Source organism: Shimia haliotis (assembly GCF_900114415.1).
GTDB lineage: Bacteria > Pseudomonadota > Alphaproteobacteria > Rhodobacterales > Rhodobacteraceae > Shimia > Shimia haliotis.
Genome location: NZ_FOSZ01000009.1, coordinates 96,571 through 116,166 on the forward strand (window position 1 = coordinate 96,571; position 19,596 = coordinate 116,166).

Sequence of the window (19,596 nt, forward strand, 5' to 3'; positions counted from 1 at the left end):
CGCCCGTGTAACACCACATCCATGACCCGCGTGATACTCTTCAACAAACCCTTCGATGTGCTGTCGCAATTCACCGACAAGGGCCTTGAGGGTACAACGCGCCGGACGTTGTCGGATTTCATCGACGTGCCAAAGGTTTATCCCGCAGGACGCCTAGATCGCGACAGCGAAGGTCTGATGGTTTTGACCGATGATGGCAAGCTTCAGGCGCGGATATCGGATCCGCGACACAAGATGGCAAAAACCTATTGGGTACAGGTCGAAGGCACACCGAATGATCAAGCGCTAAACGCGTTGCGCAAAGGCGTGGATCTCAAGGACGGCAAGACCAAACCCGCGCAGGCCAAACGCATTGACGCGCCCGCAAACCTCTGGCCCCGCACCCCGCCAATCCGCGTGCGCAAGTCGGTGCCCGATTGCTGGATCGAGCTCACCATCCGCGAGGGCCGCAACCGTCAGGTGCGCCGGATGACCGCCGCCGTTGGGCACCCGACCCTGCGCCTGATCAGGGCGCGCATCGGAGATTGGTCACTGAACGACCTCGAAACCGGCACATGGCGCGACGCGCCAACACCGAACAAATGACAACAACTGCCCACTTTTCCTGTGGATAAACCCCACATATAGTGGACAGCAAACAACGATCGCCGTATCTGCGGCGACATATAATGGATCAAGGGCAACGGGCATGGCGCATATCATTGTGGTCGGCAACGAAAAGGGCGGCGCGGGGAAATCCACGTTGTCCATGCACATCGCCACAGCGCTCACGCGCATGGGGCACAAAGTCGGCGCGCTCGACCTCGACCTGCGCCAGAAGAGTTTTGGCCGTTACGTTGAAAACCGCCGCAACTATGCAAAAGAGCACGGGCTTGACCTGCCAACGCCGGATTATCACGACCTGCCCGAAGTCGACCCCGCGAGCCTGAAGCCTGGCGAAAACATCTATGATCATCGCCTCTCGGCGGCTGTCGCAACTCTGGAGCCCGACAGCGATTTCATTCTGATAGACTGTCCCGGCTCGCACACCCGCCTCAGCCAAGTGGCGCATTCGCTGGCTGACACGCTGGTGACGCCTCTCAACGACAGCTTTGTCGACTTTGATCTGCTGGCTCATATTGATGGCGACGCCGACAAAATTCTCGGCCCGTCAGTTTACTCCGAAATGGTGTGGAACGCCCGCCAATTGCGGGCTCAAGCAGGGCTGCAGCCGATCGACTGGATTGTGATGCGCAACCGCATGGGCGCACAGCAGATGGTCAACAAGGAAAAGATGGGCCGCGCACTGGACAAGCTTGCCAAGCGGATCGGATTTCGGGTCGCCCCCGGTTTCAATGAAAGGGTCATTTTCCGCGAACTCTTTCCCCGCGGCATCACCCTGCTAGACCTGCGCGACATCGGGGTCAAACAGCTCAATATCTCAAATGTCGCCGCCCGTCAGGAACTGCGCGAATTGATCAAAGCGCTAAACCTGCCTGGCGTCACCGCCGATTTCTGATGGTTACGTGACAGCGCCCGAGGCCATACCCCCAAGGCGCAGCCGCCTGACCCTGATGGCCGGCCTCGCCGTCGTCGAATTGCTGACGGTGATTGTCACCTATCAGGTGATGGCCTCCATCGAATGTCGAAACACGGAAGTGGAATTCGCCTGCCGCGCGCTGCGATCAATGACCGCACGGGCGCTGGCCGTGATCACCGTTCTCGCGCTCTATTTCTGGCTGCGACCCCGCACCTATCAGGCTTTGCGCGACACAGCCGGCGCAACATCCGGTGCCTCGGTCTGGCTCACCGTTCACGCGCTCGGCGTTTTGCTGATCTTCCTGCCGATCCCGCTGTTTGGCACAGAGGAGATCTCGCAGCGATTTCTACCCACCCTCCTGATCATGTCATCCGGCGGCGCACTCGCAGCGCTCGGTGGGTTGCTTTGGATCACACCAGCAAGACACTGGTGGCACTGGCTGCGCTCTGACGGCTACTTTTTACCCGCGGCCATCCTCGGCGCCGTGTTGGTGCCTGATCTCGCCGACCTGATCCGCCCCCTCTGGGACGTGTCCAACCTGTCCAGCCTGACCTTCTTTCTGGTGTTTCTCGTGTTGCTCGCGCTTGGGTTTGACGTCGCCGTTGACCCACCAACCTATATCATCGGGTATGACGACTTCTTTGTTCAGATCGCCTCCCAATGCTCAGGCGTCGAAGGCATCGCCCTGATCACCATTTTCATGGGGCTATATGCGCTTTTGATGAAAGATGATCTGCGCATGCGCCGGTATTGGCTCGGGCTATACCCGCTTGCTGTACTGTGCAGCTGGCTCTTCAATATCCTGCGAATTGCCATTCTGATCATCATTGGCGCCGAAGTCTCCCCCGAACACGCGCTCAACGGGTTTCATTCCTATGCCGGCTGGCTGATGTTCACGGCTGTGGCACTGACAGTCGTGGCCGCCGCGCACCGCTGGTCGTGGCTGCACCGCAGCCCCCGCCCCAAAGGCGCCCGCCCGCGCCTTGCCGAAGAAAGCCTCGCCGCACTGATCGTGCCCTTCATTGTCATGATGCTGACCAGTGTCATCGCCTCCGCATTCTGGCCCACCCCGTCCGACGCCTATCCGTTTCGGGCCGTGGCGATGGTCTGTGTGCTGCTGTACTTCCGTCCGGTTCTCATGCGCCTTCTGCGCCGCCCCGAAGCCATTGCCGTCCTCGCCGGTCTGGTCGTCGGCGCACTCTGGCTGGTAACAGCTCCGGTCAGCCCCTCAGATATGACCCAACCGTCGGCCATGTGGATTGCTTTCCGCCTTCTGGGAACTATCGCTCTGGTGCCGGTCATCGAAGAGCTTTTCTTTCGCGGATATTTGCAAAACCGGCTGCTGCGCGGCGGTTTGATCTGGACGGTTCTGGCGCTGCTCTTACCCAACCTGTTCTTTGGCCTGCTGCACGAACGCTATGTGGCTGGTATGCTCGCCGGTCTCGTTTTTGGTGTTCTCGCCCTACGATCAAGGGGCCTTACAAACGCGATCGCGGCCCATGGGGCCGCGAACGCTTTGATTGCAATCTATGCTATGATCACTGCCAACTGGGCACTGATCTAAGGAGCGCTTAGTCCGCGTTGCCGCGACGACGGCGCAATTCCCAGACAAGAGCCAGCGTCGCCAGCACAGCCGCCATCGCTAAAAGGCCCGCGCCCGCATCAATTTCCGGAACCGCATTGGACGAGCCACCAGTGGACCCGCCGGTGGAGCCACCGGTGTTTCCACCCCAGTTCCCGAACCAGCGCCACCACCAGTTTGAGCGCCAACCACCGGCATCTTGCGCCAACGCGGATGTGGCGGTCAGAACCACCGAACTCGCAGAAATCAAAAACAACTTGGCCTTCATAGGAAAACTCCTGCGCCTAAACTGAAAAACTTGCGCTCACAATGCCATGTTTTGCAGGCAACACACAAGTTTTCGGCCACATTTCCGCCATAATGCGCCGGAATTGTCGCCAGCCCGACAACAATGCCCAAAGACGTTGGGAACTGTCGCGGTATATACGCTGCGCGGCTCAAGCCTCCGTCACATGATTCGATTCGCCTACGCCACCCAAACGCGCCAAAACCCGCTTAAGATGCGCCACATCAGCGTCTGAAAACCCTTGCAAAAGCTTGGCCTCATAGGCCTGCGCGGTGTCGCGCAAATCACGGTAAACCGCCTCTCCCGCGGGCGTCAGAACCAGCCATTCCACCCTGCGGTCGGTGTCGCTCGGAGTGCGCTTCAGATACCTGCGTTTGGCAAGGCTATGAACGGCGCGGCTGATTTTGGTCTTGTGGATCTTGGCCCGTGATCCGATGTCGGTCGCGGTCATCTCTCCGAACATTCCAAGATGGAAAAGCACCCGCCATTCCGTCCGCAAAAGGCCGTATCGATCCTTGTAAAGCTTCTGAAAAGTCAGGCTGGATTCCTCCGCCGCCTGATTAAGCAGATAGGGCAGAAACCCGAGCAGGTCGAACCCTTCGGTCTTAACGGTTTCAGTCATGATTTCACGCGCCTCCTGCTTGTTAGTTACAAAAACAACTATTACCAATGCAACCAAATTCGAGATGGAGACAAAAAGTGACCAAACACACCCTCCCGACACGCATGCAGATGGCCCCATCCATCCCCGGCCCGCACGAAGGCTATATGCCTGGTTTTGGCAATGATTATGAAACCGAAGCGCTGCCTGGTGCGCTGCCTCAGGGCATGAACAGCCCGCAAAAATGCAACTACGGCCTTTATGGCGAGCAACTCTCCGGCACCGCCTTCACCGCAGAATCGGTTGAACGCACGTGGTGCTATCGCATCCGGCCTTCGGTGAAACACAATGGCCGCTACGAGAAGATCGACGTTCCCCACTGGAAGTCAGCCCCCAATGTCGATCCGGATCTGGGCAGCCTCGGTCAATACCGCTGGGATCCCGTGTCCCATACCGAACAGACGCTGACGTGGATCACCGGCATGCGCACGATGACCACGGCGGGCGACGTGAACACACAGGTCGGTATGGCGTCCCATATCTATCTGGTGAACACCTCAATGGAGGATGACTACTTCTTCTCCGCCGACAGTGAACTGCTGGTGGTGCCGCAAGAAGGCGTGCTGCGCTTCTCCACCGAACTGGGCATCATCGACCTTGAGCCCAAGGAAATCGCCATCATCCCCCGCGGCTTGCTTTATCGCGTCGAAGTTCTCGAAGGACCCGCACGCGGCTTTGTCTGTGAAAACTACGGCCAGAAATTCGAGCTACCCGGTCGCGGCCCGATTGGCGCCAATTGCATGGCGAACCCGCGCGACTTCAAAGCACCGGTTGCCGCCTTTGAGGATCGCGAAGTCCCCTCAACCGTAACCGTGAAATGGTGTGGCCAGTTCCATCGCACCAACATCGACCAGTCCCCGTTGGACGTGGTGGCATGGCACGGCAACTACGCGCCGGTGAAATATGACCTGCGCACCTATTGTCCCGTGGGCGCAATCCTGTTTGACCATCCGGACCCGTCGATCTTCACTGTGCTGACGGCACCGTCGGGCCAGCCCGGCACCGCCAACATCGACTTTGTGCTCTTCCGCGAACGCTGGATGGTGGCCGAGGACACCTTCCGCCCGCCGTGGTATCACAAGAACATCATGTCCGAGTTGATGGGCAACATTTACGGCCAGTATGACGCCAAGCCCGAAGGCTTCATCCCCGGAGGCATGAGTCTGCACAACATGATGATGCCGCACGGACCGGACAAGAACGCCTTTGAAGGCGCGTCCAATGCCAACCTCGGCCCCGACAAGCTCGACAACACCATGTCGTTTATGTTCGAGACCCGCTTCCCGCAGCACATAACCGCCTTTGCCGCCAATGAGGCGCCGGTACAGGATGACTACATCGACTGCTGGACCGACATCGAGAAAAAATTCGACGGCACGCCAGGTAAGAAGTGATGGCATGGGGGCTTTGCCCCCGTCCCGAGCAAAGCTCGTGACTCCCCCAAGGTATTTCCGGCAAAAGGAAAGGGGAACGTTGCGATGGGAGGAAACGCGCATGAACTCAGTCACGCTTTTGGGCACCAAAGGCGGGCCGGCAATCCGGCCCGGCACCCGTATGCCGACATCGATCCTTCTACAGATGGATGGCATGACGATTTTGGTCGATGCGGGGCTTGGCGCAACGCGCGCACTCTGTGATGCGGGGGTGGCGCTGACCGAACTTGATGCCATCGTGATCACGCATCTACATTCGGACCATTATCTCGAACTTGGCCCGCTGATGCACACCGCATGGACCGCGGGCCTTGCACGCACGGTGCCGCTTTATGGCCCCTCGGGGCTGGCCCGTTATTGGCACGGGTTTCTGAATGCCATGTCTTTTGACGTAGACCTGCGCCTGCGCGACGAAGGCCGCCCGCCACTTGAGCCACTGCTGGACGTGCATCTGCTTGAGGAAGGGGAGACCCGCTTGGGCGATCTCAAGATGAGCGCCATCCGCAATGAACACCCGCCGATAGAAGACAGCTTTGCCCTGCGTTTTGAGGGGACCGACAAAATTGTCGTTCTTTCCGGTGACACCGCGCCGATCCCCGAAATGGCACCGTTTGCCCTAGGCGCGGATTTGCTGGTGCATGAGGCCATGCTGCCCGCTGGCATCGACGCCCTGTGTGCCCGCGTCGGCAATGGCGACGATCGGTTGCGCATTCATCTCGAACGCTCCCACACACCCGCCGCCGAGGCGGGCCGTATCGCATCTGAGGCCGGTGTCAAACGCCTTGCCCTTAACCACCTCGTCCCCTGCGACGATCCCGACTTCACCGAGACCCACTGGCAGGAAGAAACTGCAAAAACCTGGGCCGGTCCTCTCTTTATTGGCACCGACGGGATGAAAATCCCGCTGGACTAACCGCACAAGGAAACGCGCATGCCTTTGATGAAAAGCTGGGTCGACAGCGCCAACGCGCCCGACCATCCCTTCCCGCTCAACAACCTGCCGTATGGGGTCTTCTCCCACGCCGGCACCGAAGAACGCTGCGGTGTTGCCATCGGTGACATGATCCTGGACATGGCCGCCGCCGAAGAAGCCGGTCTGGTGCAGGTGGCAGATGAGCCGGTTTTTGATCTGCCCTACTGGAACGACTTCATGGACCTGGGTGCCGAAGCATGGGATACCCTGCGCACCCGCCTGATCACGCTTTTGGCCGTGGGCAGCGCCGAGCGCGCCGCAGTCGAGCCGCATCTGGTTCCAATGTCAGAGGCCGCGATGCACATGCCCATCGCCGTAAGCGAATACACCGACTTCTACGCAGGCCGTAACCACGCCTTCAACGTCGGCACCATGTTCCGTGGCCCCGAAAACGCCCTGCCGCCCAATTGGCTGCACATCCCGATTGGCTACAACGGCCGCGCCTCTTCCGTGGTGGTCTCCGGCACCGACATCCGCCGCCCTTGGGGTCAGCTCAAATCGCCTGACCACGATCTGCCCGCCTTCCTGCCCTGCCGCCGCTTTGACATCGAACTGGAAATGGGCGCGATTGTCGGCACGGCGACGGATGGCCCGATTTCGGTGCAGGAAGCGGACGACAACATCTTTGGCTACGTGCTGCTGAACGACTGGTCCGCGCGCGACATTCAGGCGTGGGAATACCAGCCGCTTGGCCCGTTCCAAGCCAAAGCCACCGCGACCTCGATCTCCCCGTGGATCGTCACCAAGGCCGCGCTGGAACCCTTCCGCACCGACACGCCGGAGCGCGAATTTGAGCTCTTGGACCACATCAAAGACGTCGGCCCGATGCTCTATGACATCGACCTCGCCGTCACTATGGCACCCGAAGGCAAAGAGGCCACCACCATCACCCGCACCAACTACAATCAGATGTATTACTCCGCCCCGCAACAGCTGGCGCATCACTCCACTTCGGGCTGCCCGATGAACGTAGGCGATCTGCTGGGTTCCGGCACAATTTCCGGCCCCACCAAACCGGAACGCGGAAGCCTGCTGGAACTCAGCTGGGGTGGCAAAGAGCCGCTGACGCTTAACACAGGCGAGACACGCACCTTTATTGAAGACGGCGACACCCTTACCTTGAGTGGAGAAGCCAAAGGCGATGGCTACACCATCGGTTTTGGCACTTGCACAGGGACCGTCCTTCCAGCGCTGGAAGATCCCTACAAACGCTGAACATCGGAGCCCGCCATGACACACCGCCCTGAATACGTTGGATATATCGCGATGAGCCTTGACGGGTACATCGCAACGCCCGATGGCGGTGTGGACTGGCTGAACCCATTCAATGAGGCGCTGACCTCGGATGGCGGCGACGGCGGCTACGGGGATTTCATCACCGACATCGACGCGCTGATGGTCGGTCATGCCACCTATATTCAGGTGCTAGGCTGGGGCTGGCCCTATGAGGATCGGCCCGCCTATGTGCTGACCCGCCGGCACGATTTCAAAGGTGACCACATCGCCGCTGCTGGCCCGGTGGACAGTCTCAAGCAATCCATCGAGGCCTCTGATCATCGCCGCATCTGGATCATGGGCGGCGGGCAAACCCAACGCGCCGCGCTGGACGCCGGCATGTTTGACCGCATCACAGTTTTCCTCATGCCCACTCTGTTGGGCAATGGGCTGCCCTGCTTTGCACCGGGCGTCCAACACAACCTGACACTCTCCGCCAGCACACCGATGCCTGGCGGTATTATGAAACTCGACTACACCTTCAAGGATTGACCCACATGGCCAAGGCATTTGCGTCGCAAGGCGACATGACGGAAAAGAACATCTCCTTCACCGAAGTCGGCGAGGGACTCTATGCCTTCACCGCCGAGGGTGACCCCAACTCGGGCGTCATCATCGGTGACGACAGCGTCATGATCGTCGAAGCGCAAGCCACGCCGCGCCTTGCAAACAAAGTCATCGACTGTGTGCGGTCTGTCACCGACAAGCCGATTTCGCACGTTGTCCTGACCCACTACCACGCGGTGCGGGTTCTGGGCGCGTCGGCCTATGGCGCTGATCAAATCATCATGGGCGACGCCGCCCGCGCGATGGTGGTCGAACGCGGCCAAGAAGACTGGGACAGCGAATTCCAACGCTTCCCCCGCCTGTTTGAAGGCCACGAAAGCATCCCCGGCCTGACCTATCCCACCACCACGTTTTCCGAGGACATGACCGTCTATCTCGGCAACCGCCGTATCGACCTGATGCATCTGGGCCGAGCCCATACGGCTGGCGACATCGTCATCCATGTGCCCGACCAGAACGTCATGTTCACCGGCGACATCGTCGAATACCATTCTGCGTGCTACTGCGGTGACGGGCATTTCTCCGATTGGGGCGACACGCTCGACAACATCGCCTCCTTTGACGTGGACGCCATCGCCCCCGGTCGCGGTGATGCGCTGATTGGCAAACAGATGGTCAACGCCGCCATCGAAAACACCCGCGACTTTGTCGAAAGCACCTATCGCCCCGCCGCCCGCGTTGCGGCTCGCAATGGCAGCCTCAAAGAGGCATGGGACGCGGTGCGCGCGGAATGTGACCCGAAATTCGGCGACTACGCGATCTATGAACACTGCCTGCCTTTCAACGTCGCCCGTGCCTATGACGAGGCCCGCGGCATCGACACACCTCGCATCTGGACAGCCCAGCGCGATCTCGAGATGTGGGAGGCATTGCAGGGCTGATGCCTGTCTTTGATCCAGATCGTTGCGCGCGACGCCGCGGTCTGGAACTCTGCGTTCCCAAACGACGCGCATTGATGATCAAATGGGAGGAGACCCCATGAGCAAGATCTTTGAAACGCCGCTCTACCCTTACACGCGGCACCCCGATCAGGACGCGGCCACGCCCGCCCGCCATAAGGTCATAGTGATCGGCGCCGGCCCTATTGGCCTCGCAGCAGCCATCGACCTCGCCAATCAGGGCGTCGAAGTGCTGGTACTGGACGACAACGACAAAGTGTCCTTCGGCTCCCGCGCCATCTGTTTTGCCAAGCGTCAGCTGGAAATCCTCGACCGCATCGGCAGCGCCGATCCCTTCGTTGAACGCGGGGTCGAGTGGGACGTGGGCAAGGTCTTTTTTGACGAGCGAGAGGTCTATAAATTCGACCTTCTCGCTGAAGAAGGCCATCGCCGCCCAGCCTTCATCAACCTTCAACAATACCACTTTGAAAACTTCCTTGTGGATCGCGTACGCGAACTGCAATCCCAAGGCGCGCCTATCGAAATTCGTGGCCAAAACAAGGTCGAGGCCATCGGCCAGCACGATGACCACGTCACGCTTGAAGTTGAAACACCCGAAGGCAGCTACACCATTGAGGCCGATTGGCTCATTGCTTGTGATGGGGCCAATTCCCCCACCCGCCGTATGCTGGGGCTGGATTTTGTCGGCCGTGTTTTCGAGGACAACTTCCTGATTGCCGACGTGATTATGGAGGCCGACTTCCCGACCGAACGCTGGTTCTGGTTCGATCCGCCTTTCAACAAGGGCCAGTCCGCCCTCCTGCACAAACAGCCCGACAACGTCTGGCGCATTGATTTGCAATTGGGGTGGGACATCGACAAGGAAGAGGAAAAGAAACCCGAGAACGTCATCCCGCGCCTTAAGGCAATGCTGGGTGAGGATGTGAAATTCGATCTTGAATGGGTCTCTATCTACACCTTCCAATGCCGCCGCATGGAGAAATTCCGCCACGGTCGCACGCTCTTTGCCGGTGACGCCGCGCATCAGGTGTCGCCATTTGGCGCCCGCGGGGCCAACTCCGGCATGCAGGACACCGACAACCTCGTCTGGAAACTCAAGCTGGTGATGGACGGCAAGGCCCCCGAAAGCCTGCTCGACAGCTACAGCTCCGAGCGCGTGTATGGCGCGGACGAGAACATCACCAATTCCACGCGATCTACAGACTTCATCACGCCCAAGTCGGACATGAGCCGCCTGTTGCGCGACGCGGTTCTGGACCTTGCCGAAGATTTTGAGTTCGCGCGGCCGCTTGTGAACTCCGGCCGCCTTTCCGTGCCCTGCACCTACGACGGATCATCGTTGAACTCGGCGGACGCCCTGGCAGGACCCGACATCTCCCGCCCCGGAAGCCCCTGCCCCGACGCGCCCTTGCCGGATGGTTTCCTGCTTGATCTGCTAGGAGATAAACTCACCCTGCTGACCATCGACGCCGACGGTCCAGAAAGCTTTGAAGAAGACGGTATCGAAGTGAAACGCCTCGCGCTTTCGGTGCGGGATGATCCGACGTTGGCGCTGCAACGGCGCTACCTCGGGTCCGCTGCTTCGGGCGTCTACCTGATCCGCCCCGACCAACACGTCGCCGCGCGCCGCGAAACCTTTGACGAACCACTGTTCCGCGCCGCTGTGCGCCGCGCCACAGGTAAGGAGTAAGACATGTCCGACAATCTGATCCTGACCGCGAACATCGACGGCGCCGATGATTTCTACGCCGACCTTCTTGCCGCACACGAAGGCCTCAGCCCGGAGGCGTCTGCCGCGCTCAACGCCCGCCTGCTGCTTGTGTTGGCCAATCACATCGGAGACCGCACAGTGCTGGCGGAGGCAATTGCCGCTGCCGCCCGCAAAGCAAAATGAGCGACGTCGTTCTCTACGACTATTGGCGTTCCTCAGCGAGCTATCGCATTCGCATCGCGCTCAATTTGGCGGGCATTTCCTATACGGCTGTGCCCGTCGATCTGGCCGCAGGCGCTCAACAATCGCACGACCACATGGCCCGCAACCCGCAGGGTCTGGTGCCGGTGCTCGACATCGACGGGCACCGCTTCACACAGTCTCTCGCCATTCTGGAATACCTCAACGACACCCGCGACTTGGCTCTTGTTCCACAAGATCCGGCTCAAGCCGCCCATGTCCGCGCCTTGGCCCAATCCATCGCAATTGATCTGCACCCGATCTGCAATCTGCGCGTTGCCAAACACGCCGCAAGCCTGGCGCCGGAGAACGCCGATGCCCTTCCAAACTGGATGGCACATTTCATTGCCCCCGGCCTTGATGCGTTTGAAAAATTGCTAGGTGCATTCACCCAGAAGCCCTTTTGTCACGACGACAAACCGACCCTTGCGGACATCTGTTTGATGCCGCAGCTCTACAATGCCCACCGCTGGAACATAGACCTGTCCGAGTGGCCAAAAATCCGCGCCATCGAAGCGGCCTGCGCCGCGCATCCAGCTTTTGCAGATGCCCATCCGGATCGGGTCAATCCGGCCTAGTCGTCCTGCGCGTTCAACTCACCCAAAAGCGCGATCAATTGGTCAAATTTCTCCGCGCCCAACCGCTCCCGCTGCGCCGCTGCCAGCGCGAGCGCCGCAGGCATGTTCTGAGCGATCAAAGTCTCGCCAGCCGCAGTCAACGTGATCACATGCCGCCGCCGGTCGGTCTTGTCCCGCACACGGGACACCAGCCCCTTTTCCTCAAGCTTTTGCAGTATCCGCGTCAGGCTGGGCAGCAGCAAAACCGCGCGATCCGCGATTGAGGTCGGATCCAGCGGCCCCTCCTCAACCAGAACGCGCAAGACGCGCCACTGCTGCTCGGTCACACCGACATCCGCAAGCATCTTGCGAACTGGCCCCATCACCTTGTCCCGCGCCCGCAAAAGCGCGATCGGAAGGGAACTTGTGGTTGGGGGAATTCTGGGTGTCTCGATCATGCGCCCCTCATGCCCGAATTGGGTCAAAAACGCAATTGTCCGTCTTGCCACACTGTGGGGCGCACCATAGCCTGCGCCCTGCAATCATTTCATGACGCGATGGGACAGAACATATGGATTGGTCAGATTTTGCCCGCTGGGGCGCACGAATTTCCGATTGGGCCAAAACCTACCACGAAACCATCCGCACCCGCCCCGTTCGCGCGCAAGTTGCTCCGGGAGAGATTTTGGCCGCCTTGCCCGAAACACCTCCGCAACACGGGGGAGCGATGGAGGATGTCTTTGCCGACTTCGAGAAAACCGTCATGCCCGGCATCACCCATTGGCAACACCCCCGCTTCTTTGCCTATTTCCCAGCCAACGCCACCCCGCCCTCGATGCTGGCAGACTACCTCGCCACCGTGATCGCGCCGCAATGCATGTTGTGGCAGACCTCCCCCGCGGCCACCGAAATGGAAACCCGCATGATCGACTGGCTGCGCCAGTCCATTGGCCTGCCCGACGCCTTTTCCGGCGTCATTCAGGACAGCGCCTCAAGCGCGACCCTCGCCGCCGTCCTCACCATGCGCGAGCGCACCCTGAACTGGTCCGGCAACACAGAAGGCCTCACAGGCCAGGCGCGGTTGCGCGTCTACAGCTCTATTGAGGTTCACACATCCATCGATCGCGCCATCTGGGTCTCGGGCATCGGCCAAGACAACCTCGTGCGCATCCCGACCCAAGGCCCGACCCGCAGCATGGACCCCGTCGCACTGGACGAGGCCATCGCCGCCGACATCGCCGCAGGCTTTCTGCCTGCCGGCATCATCGCCAGCACCGGCGGCACAGGCACAGGCGGCAGCGACGACATCAACGCAGTCTGTGATGTGGCCGAGAAATACGGCCTCTTTGTTCATGTGGACGCCGCATGGGCCGGTGCCGCCATGATCTGCCCCGAATTCCGCGATATGTGGGCTGGCGTGGACCGTGCCGACAGCGTTGTCTTTAACCCGCACAAATGGCTGGGCATGCAGTTTGACTGCTCCGCGCATTTCCTGCGAACGCCAGAAGACCTTGTGCGCACCCTCGCCATCCAGCCCGAGTTCCTGAAAACCCATGGCAAAGACGGCGTAATCAACTACTCCGAATGGTCCGTCCCGCTGGGCCGTCGCTTCCGCGCGCTGAAAATCTGGTTCGTGCTGCGTGTCTACGGTCTTGAGGGGCTGCAAACCATGATCCGCAACCACGTGGTATGGTCCGGCGAGCTTTGCGAAACCATTCGCACAACGCCCGACTACGAGATCATTACAGAGCCGGTGCTCTCCCTCTTCACCTTCCGCTATGCCCCGTCCGGTGTGGAAGATCTGGATGACCTCAACCAGCGACTGGTGAGTGCCGTGAACGATGATGGCCGCACCTACATCACGCAAACCCGCACCGACGGCAAACTGGTCATCCGCTTTCAGGTCGGACAGGTCGATGTCACCCGCGAGGACGTGACCGAGGCTTTCGCAGTCATTCAGGAGATTGCAGCAAGTCTATAAAGCCGGTCATCACCGACCTCCGTCGGGCGGGCCAGTCTGCAAGGCAAGAACGCCCGTCCCACAAGAAACCGGCGCTGTCTCAGCGCCCTCCGTTTTGCCGAAAGCGACTCGGGTGCGCGCGGCTCAAAGCCGGGCGGCTGCCTGTGCATAGCCACCAGCCGCGCCATCAACAAAATGCATATGATTGCTCTGGGTGGCGGAGGGCACCAGACAGGTCATCATTGCCTCTGACTGCGCGTGCATGCCAAAGCGCACCATCCCCGCGGCCTTGGCCTTACGTAAAATACCTTCGATCCGCGACTGTGTCTGCGCATCACAATCCAGCGTCATTTTCAAACCGTCGTCAAACTTGCGAAAGTCGGCGTTCTGCGCCACCTCCGCCCGATAGACCTTGGTGTCGAAATTGCCAATTCCACGGGTCTTCATCAGCGCCCAAATCAACGCATTCTCCACCAAAAGCGCGCCCAATCTGACAAGGTAAGGCCCCGTTTGGCGCACCCGCGCTTCAATCGTCATTCCCGGCGGCGGAAACTGCGCTGACGGACCGCTGCGCGGCACTGGATGCAGCCCCCTAGGGTCCGCCCCGCTTGCGGCGACGACGGCCTCGGCAATCTTGCCAAAACACTCCTCCGGCACACCATCTTGCGGCTCTATGACCAGAGACAAGATCGCACCACGTTCTGATTTCACGTTTGACCAGCGGCAACTCAAGCCTGCAAGATCCGGTGGTGTATCGCCTGCCACGCCTTCGGGCACCGACAGCTTGCCGGCCTTCATCTCTTCTTCGGCCCATGCCAGCCCCCCGCCGGAGAACATCGCATAATCCACCTCGTCATTTGGCGCATAGCGTGCCACGCGCACATCCCGACCGGCCGCACGCACATCACAAACCCGCGTCATCGCAACCCGCAACTCTATGCCAAATTCCTCGCGCGCCCAGCGCCGCACCGCATCCAAGGCCCGCTCAGCGGCCAATCGCTGCGTTGGCCAGACCGCAAATCCCGCGCCATCTCCGCCAAAAACAAAAGGCAATGGCGCCCCGTTTGCGGCATTTATCTGAGCAGAAATCACAGCCGCGCCAACCGTGTTGACGATCTTATAACGCCCACGTGTGATCTCATCTGTCGATCCGACAATATCGGCCACTCCGACCACCCAATCGTCCGGCAATGGCACATACCGTTTGGGATCGGTCAGGCTGTCAAAGTCATCCGTGCGCGGCAGGTTGGCGTAGTAACCCTGAGTTGAGTGTTTCAAAAACATGTTCCTAGAGCTCCTCTTGGAACCCCTCCCTGAAATGCCAGATGGGACCACTACGTCTGAACTCAAGCTCTGGTTCCCAAACTTCACCGCACAGTTGCGTGATACAGTGAAACATGCCGCGCTTGCCTTTCCTGCGCCTTTCCGATCAAGTCGCCGCTCAGGGAGAGAGACTTCATGCGCAACGATATGATCCTGCTGTGCCTGGCCTATGTGCTCAGCCAGTTTTTCCGTGCCTTTCTGGCAGTACTTACACAGGTGCTTGACGCCGACATCGGCGCAACGCCTGCTGATCTCGCCTTTGCGTCCGGTCTCTGGTTTTTGGTGTTTGCGGCTATGCAAATCCCAGTTGGCGCTGCACTTGATCAAATCGGTCCGCGTCGCACGTCCGCCGTTTTGTTGCTGATCGGCGGAGGTGGTGGCGCTGCGCTGTTTGCAATGGCAACAACGCCCATGCACGTCATTGTTGCGATGGCCTTGCTCGGGGTCGGCTGCGCGCCTGTTTTGATGGCCAGCTACTTTATCTTCGCCCGCACATATCCGCCTGCGCGCTTTGCCACGCTGGCTGCCTTGATGCTTGGTGTCGGCTCCGTCGGCAACCTGATCGCGGCCTATCCAACCGCATGGGCGGCCGAAACCATAGGCTGGCGCGCGACCTTGTGGGTCCTTGCGGCGATCAGCAGCCTCATCGCGCTTGGACTATGGGCAAAAGTACAAGACCCGCCCAAAGCCGAAAGCGCAGAAAAAGGGTCCGTTTTTGATTTGCTCAAGATCCCGGCGCTGTGGTTCCTGTTTCCCTTGATGTTCGTGAACTACATGCCCGCCGCGGGTATTCGCGGCCTTTGGATCGGCCCCTACTTGTCAGACATCTTTGCACTCACCACCGGCCAGATCGGACAGGCCACGCTTGTGATGGGAGTCGCCATGATCCTCGGCACCTTTTGTTATGGCCCGGCGGATCGCATCTTCGGGACCCGAAAATGGGTCATCATCACCGGCAGCCTGACCGGAGCCATCGCATTGATTGGCCTGACCATGTTTACAAACACAGGCGCGGTTCCGTCGATCCTGATGATGTCGGTTGTCGGCTTTTGTGGCGCGGCCTTCCCGGTGTTGATCGCTCATGCCCGCAGCTTCTTTCCCGAACACCTCACGGGGCGCGGCGTGACCCTGATGAACCTCTTTGGAATTGGCGGCGTCGGCGTGATGCAATTTGGCTCTGGGAAACTGCACAACGCGATTGCTCCAACCGATTCCATGCTTGCCTACCAGACTTTGTTCGGCCTCATGGCCGCGCTCATCCTGATCGGTGCGCTTATCTATTGCTTCTCCGAAGACCGGATGGATTGATCCCAATTCCGCACCCCGAACGCATTCATCGCAAACCGGAATGGGGGTCTTAAGCAATTTCCCACGCTCCACCCCTTTTTTCTTTGGCCAAACAGGGCTAAGAGGGCGCGTCGTTAGAAATGGAGACCTCAGATGGGTTATCGCATCGTCGTCGCTGGCGCCACGGGCAACGTGGGTCGCGAAATGCTGAACATTCTGGAGGAACGTCAGTTCCCTGTGGATGAGATCGCTGTATTGGCAAGCCGCCGCAGCCAGGGCACCGAGGTCACCTTCGCCGACAAAACCCTGAAGATTCAGGACATCGAACAGTTCGACTTCGCGGGCTGGGACATGGCGCTTTTTGCCATCGGCTCTGATGCCACCAAAAAATTCGCGCCGATCGCTGCGGCCGCAAACTGTGTGGTGATCGACAACAGCTCGCTCTACCGCTACGACCCCGACGTGCCGCTGATCGTGCCCGAGTGCAACGCTGACGCGATCCACGGCTATGCCAAGAAAAACATCATCGCCAACCCCAACTGCTCGACTGCGCAGATGGTTGTGGCGCTGAAGCCGCTGCACGACCGCGCCAAGATCAAGCGCGTTGTGGTGTCGACCTACCAATCCGTGTCCGGCTCCGGCAAAGACGCGATGGACGAACTCTGGGACCAGACCAAAGCGGTCTACAACCCGACGTCTGACGTGCCGCCCAAGGTCTACACCAAAGAGATCGCGTTCAACGTCATCCCGCACATCGACGTGTTCCTTGACGATGGCTCCACCAAAGAAGAGTGGAAAATGGTCGCCGAGACCAAAAAGATCATCGACACCAAGATCAAAGTCACCGCCACTTGCGTGCGCGTTCCGGTCTTTGTGGGCCACTCGGAATCGATCAACATCGAATTCGAAGACTTCCTGGACGAAGACGAAGCCCGCGACATCCTGCGCCAGTCCCCTGGCATCATGGTGATCGACAAGCGCGAAGACGGTGGCTACGTCACCCCCAAAGAATGCGTTGGCGACTTCGCAACCTTCATCTCGCGCATCCGTCAGGACAGCACTGTCGAGAACGGCATCAACCTGTGGTGTGTATCAGACAACCTGCGCAAGGGCGCGGCTCTGAACGCGGTGCAGATCGCCGAAACGCTGGGCCGCGAAGTGCTCAAGAAAGGCTAAAAGCCTTTCACAACCGATTTTGAAAAGGCGCTCCAATCGGGGCGCCTTTTTTGTTGCCCAGCAGCCTGCCACCTATTTCGGGTCGAACCACCAGCAACAAGCACCTCTCCGCTCAAGAACCCCTCTTCCGGACCGCCTCACTTGCCAGCCGCATCAGCAACGTGTTCCCCTAAAGCTGTCCCATACGCAAAAGGCCCATTTTATGACCAAACACATTCTCGCCCTCGCGCTCACTGCATTTGCCAGCCCCCTCTGGGCCGACACCATCCCGTTGACGGCGCCCGTGACTGCCGCCACCTTGTACGCCAACGGCGCGACAATCACCCGGGTTGCACCCTTCACAGCGCCCGCGGGATCGCACGACCTCCTGATCACGAACTTGCCCGAGGATATCGACCCAACCACCGTGCGCCTTACCATTGACGGTGCGCGCCTCGGTGCAGTCACCATCCGCTTTGCCAAAGTGCCCCCTGCCGTCGAAACCGACAGCGGCCCCCTTGAGACCGCCAAGGCCGAGGTAGAGCGCATCGAGGCAGAACTGCGCAACATCTCGGACCAGAAAGTGGACGTTCTTATGCAGGCCGAAGCCGCAAATGCGCGGCTCGGCTACCTCACCCGCCTGCAAAGCCCGCAAGACGCCACAGCCCCGGAAGCACTGACCGCCACGCTTGCCATCATTGGACAAGAAACGCTGAAGGCACGTCAGGAGGCCACAACCGCTGAACGCACCGCCCGCAAATTCACCAAAGAGCTTGAGGACCTGAGCGAGGATCTTGCCAACGCCAAGCTGACCGTTGCAGCGCTGACGCCGCCCGATGTCGAAAAACACATGCTCGCGGCGGTGATTTCTTCCGACCAACCCATCGACGGTACGGTGACGCTTGTTCATCGCACAGACTACAACGCCTACTGGCAGCCCGTGTACGACGTGCGGCTGACCACAGGTGACGCACCCACTCTCACCATCGACCGCAACGTCTTTGTCTATCAGGACACCGGCGAGGATTGGACTGATGTCGCACTGACACTCTCCACCAGCCGTCCCAACACACAGGCTTCTCCTACCGGCCTCGCCCCATGGCGCCGTCGCATCGAAAAGCCTCAGCCCGTGCAACCCAAATCACAGGGCCGCCTCGCTATCAGCGAAAACCTTGCCGATGCCCCCATGGCCGAGCCGGTTGCAACATATCAAGAAGAGGTGTCCGCCTTTGTCGGCTTTGACGACGGCATCAATGCTACATACATTTACCCAACCCCTGTTTCGGTAAACTCCGGCACAGAAGCCCTGCGCCTCGCGCTTGATACGGTCGAACTTCAGCCCGAAGTTTATGCCTTCGCCAACCCGATGCGGGACGAAACGGCCTTCCTCATGGCCGAAGCCACAAACACCATCGGCGAACTCATTCTCAATGGCACCGCCGATGTCTACCTCAACGGCACTTTCGTCACGCAAAGCGAACTGCCACTCATTGCGGCCGGCGACAAAACCGAACTGGCTTTCGGCGCGATCCCCGGTTTGCGTCTGAAAGACACCGTGACCAAAAAGCTCACCGGCGACACCGGCGTACTCACCTCTCGCAACGAGCAAACCGAAACACGCACGCTTTCTGCCGAGAACCTGACAGACCAGAGCTGGGATCTGCGTATGATCGGCCGCGTGCCGTATTCCGAGCAGCAGGACCTTGTGATCTCGCACCAATCCAAACCAGCGCCTACCGACAACGAGTTCAAGGATCAGCGCGGTATTCTCATGTGGCGTCATGATTTGACCGCCGGGGAGACCTTCGATGTGGAGCTTTCCCACAAAATTCAGTGGCCTCTCGACCTGATCCTGCGCTGAATCGATACAAAGAGCGCCACAAAATAGTCAGGCGATTCTCCAAATCGCCCGACTCATGCCCCAATCGGGGCCAGAATCGCGGATAGATCACAGTCAGGCAGCGCAAATTGGGCCACGATGTCCAAAACGCGCCGCTCGTCCGGATTAGGGACCGGACTTTGAGGGGCAGTCGCCTCCGAATAGACAGCAAGCCTTGTTTTGTTGGTATTTGGAGGCCCTGCGGGACAGTATTAAGGGGGTTCACCCGGCAGCGATCGTTGCCCGGGCCAGAATGCTGCGTTTCCAAAATACGTCAAATTTACCGCTA

General features: G+C 59.6%; 19 protein-coding genes. 15 read left to right on the forward strand and 4 right to left on the reverse strand.

What is annotated here, in order from left to right; translation table 11 throughout:
* Positions 1-21: 21 nt before the first annotated feature.
* The 3 genes from BM069_RS17410 to xrtE all read left to right on the forward strand — a co-directional run bounded on the left by BM069_RS17410 (position 22) and on the right by xrtE (position 3,083).
* Complete coding sequence (locus tag BM069_RS17410) at positions 22-585, forward strand: pseudouridine synthase (protein ID WP_093325596.1); 564 nt, start codon at positions 22-24, stop codon at positions 583-585.
* A 103-nt stretch (positions 586-688) separates the two neighbouring features.
* The gene (locus BM069_RS17415; RefSeq protein WP_093325598.1) at positions 689-1,498 is read left to right on the forward strand and encodes a division plane positioning ATPase MipZ; all 810 of its coding nucleotides are present in this window, start codon (positions 689-691) and stop codon (positions 1,496-1,498) included.
* Positions 1,499-1,505: 7 nt separating this feature from the next.
* On the forward strand, positions 1,506-3,083 hold the full coding sequence (gene xrtE / locus BM069_RS17420; protein ID WP_139216238.1) for an exosortase E/protease, VPEID-CTERM system: 1,578 nt from the start codon (positions 1,506-1,508) through the stop codon (positions 3,081-3,083).
* A gap of 7 nt (positions 3,084-3,090) precedes the next feature.
* On the opposite strand, the gene BM069_RS17425 is transcribed toward xrtE, so the two are convergent.
* Entirely contained in the window at positions 3,091-3,369 is a 279-nt protein-coding gene (locus BM069_RS17425; RefSeq protein WP_093325601.1) for a VPEID-CTERM sorting domain-containing protein, read from the reverse strand.
* 169 nt (positions 3,370-3,538) lie between these two features.
* Complete coding sequence (locus BM069_RS17430) at positions 3,539-4,009, reverse strand: MarR family winged helix-turn-helix transcriptional regulator (RefSeq protein WP_093325602.1); 471 nt, start codon at positions 4,007-4,009, stop codon at positions 3,539-3,541.
* A 104-nt stretch (positions 4,010-4,113) separates the two neighbouring features.
* Between BM069_RS17430 and hmgA the strand changes: the two genes are divergently transcribed.
* The 8 genes from hmgA (at position 4,114) to maiA (ending at position 11,724) form a co-directional block, all read left to right on the forward strand.
* A complete protein-coding gene (gene hmgA / locus BM069_RS17435) occupies positions 4,114-5,442 on the forward strand; it encodes a homogentisate 1,2-dioxygenase (RefSeq protein WP_093325603.1) in 1,329 nt (442 codons plus the stop codon).
* A gap of 100 nt (positions 5,443-5,542) precedes the next feature.
* Positions 5,543-6,394 (forward strand): MBL fold metallo-hydrolase, encoded by an 852-nt coding sequence (locus tag BM069_RS17440; protein ID WP_093325605.1) that lies wholly within the window; start codon positions 5,543-5,545, stop codon positions 6,392-6,394.
* Between the two features lie 18 nt (positions 6,395-6,412).
* Positions 6,413-7,669 (forward strand): fumarylacetoacetase, encoded by a 1,257-nt coding sequence (gene fahA, locus BM069_RS17445; protein WP_093325606.1) that lies wholly within the window; start codon positions 6,413-6,415, stop codon positions 7,667-7,669.
* 15 nt (positions 7,670-7,684) lie between these two features.
* Positions 7,685-8,221, forward strand: coding sequence for a dihydrofolate reductase family protein (locus tag BM069_RS17450; protein WP_093325607.1), 537 nt, complete (start codon positions 7,685-7,687; stop codon positions 8,219-8,221).
* 5 nt (positions 8,222-8,226) lie between these two features.
* Positions 8,227-9,177, forward strand: coding sequence for an MBL fold metallo-hydrolase (locus BM069_RS17455; RefSeq protein WP_093325609.1), 951 nt, complete (start codon positions 8,227-8,229; stop codon positions 9,175-9,177).
* A gap of 97 nt (positions 9,178-9,274) precedes the next feature.
* A complete protein-coding gene (locus BM069_RS17460) occupies positions 9,275-10,885 on the forward strand; it encodes an FAD-dependent oxidoreductase (RefSeq protein ID WP_093325610.1) in 1,611 nt (536 codons plus the stop codon).
* 3 nt (positions 10,886-10,888) lie between these two features.
* Complete coding sequence (locus BM069_RS17465) at positions 10,889-11,089, forward strand: DUF2783 domain-containing protein (RefSeq protein WP_093325611.1); 201 nt, start codon at positions 10,889-10,891, stop codon at positions 11,087-11,089.
* Positions 11,086-11,724, forward strand: a complete 639-nt coding sequence (maiA, locus tag BM069_RS17470; protein WP_093325613.1) for a maleylacetoacetate isomerase — start codon at positions 11,086-11,088, stop codon at positions 11,722-11,724. The genes BM069_RS17465 and maiA overlap by 4 nt, the downstream gene beginning before the upstream one ends.
* On the opposite strand, the gene hpaR is transcribed toward maiA, so the two are convergent.
* On the reverse strand, positions 11,721-12,161 hold the full coding sequence (hpaR, locus tag BM069_RS17475; RefSeq protein WP_093325614.1) for a homoprotocatechuate degradation operon regulator HpaR: 441 nt from the start codon (positions 12,159-12,161) through the stop codon (positions 11,721-11,723). The two genes, maiA and hpaR, sit on opposite strands and share 4 nt — an antisense overlap.
* Positions 12,162-12,274: 113 nt before the next feature.
* Here hpaR and BM069_RS17480 point away from each other — a divergent pair, with 113 nt between their 5' ends.
* A complete protein-coding gene (locus BM069_RS17480) occupies positions 12,275-13,684 on the forward strand; it encodes a pyridoxal phosphate-dependent decarboxylase family protein (protein ID WP_093325616.1) in 1,410 nt (469 codons plus the stop codon).
* Between the two features lie 123 nt (positions 13,685-13,807).
* On the opposite strand, the gene BM069_RS17485 is transcribed toward BM069_RS17480, so the two are convergent.
* The gene (locus BM069_RS17485) at positions 13,808-14,947 is read right to left on the reverse strand and encodes a DUF3095 domain-containing protein (RefSeq protein WP_093325617.1); all 1,140 of its coding nucleotides are present in this window, start codon (positions 14,945-14,947) and stop codon (positions 13,808-13,810) included.
* Positions 14,948-15,121: 174 nt separating this feature from the next.
* On the opposite strand from BM069_RS17485, the gene BM069_RS17490 reads away from it, so the two are divergent.
* From BM069_RS17490 to BM069_RS17500, 3 genes are all read left to right on the forward strand, one after another.
* Positions 15,122-16,294: an MFS transporter gene (locus tag BM069_RS17490; RefSeq protein WP_093325619.1), complete on the forward strand. Its 1,173-nt coding sequence runs from the start codon at positions 15,122-15,124 to the stop codon at positions 16,292-16,294.
* Between the two features lie 132 nt (positions 16,295-16,426).
* A complete protein-coding gene (locus BM069_RS17495; RefSeq protein WP_093325620.1) occupies positions 16,427-17,449 on the forward strand; it encodes an aspartate-semialdehyde dehydrogenase in 1,023 nt (340 codons plus the stop codon).
* A 202-nt stretch (positions 17,450-17,651) separates the two neighbouring features.
* Complete coding sequence (locus BM069_RS17500; protein ID WP_093325621.1) at positions 17,652-19,289, forward strand: DUF4139 domain-containing protein; 1,638 nt, start codon at positions 17,652-17,654, stop codon at positions 19,287-19,289.
* Positions 19,290-19,596 lie beyond the last annotated feature (307 nt).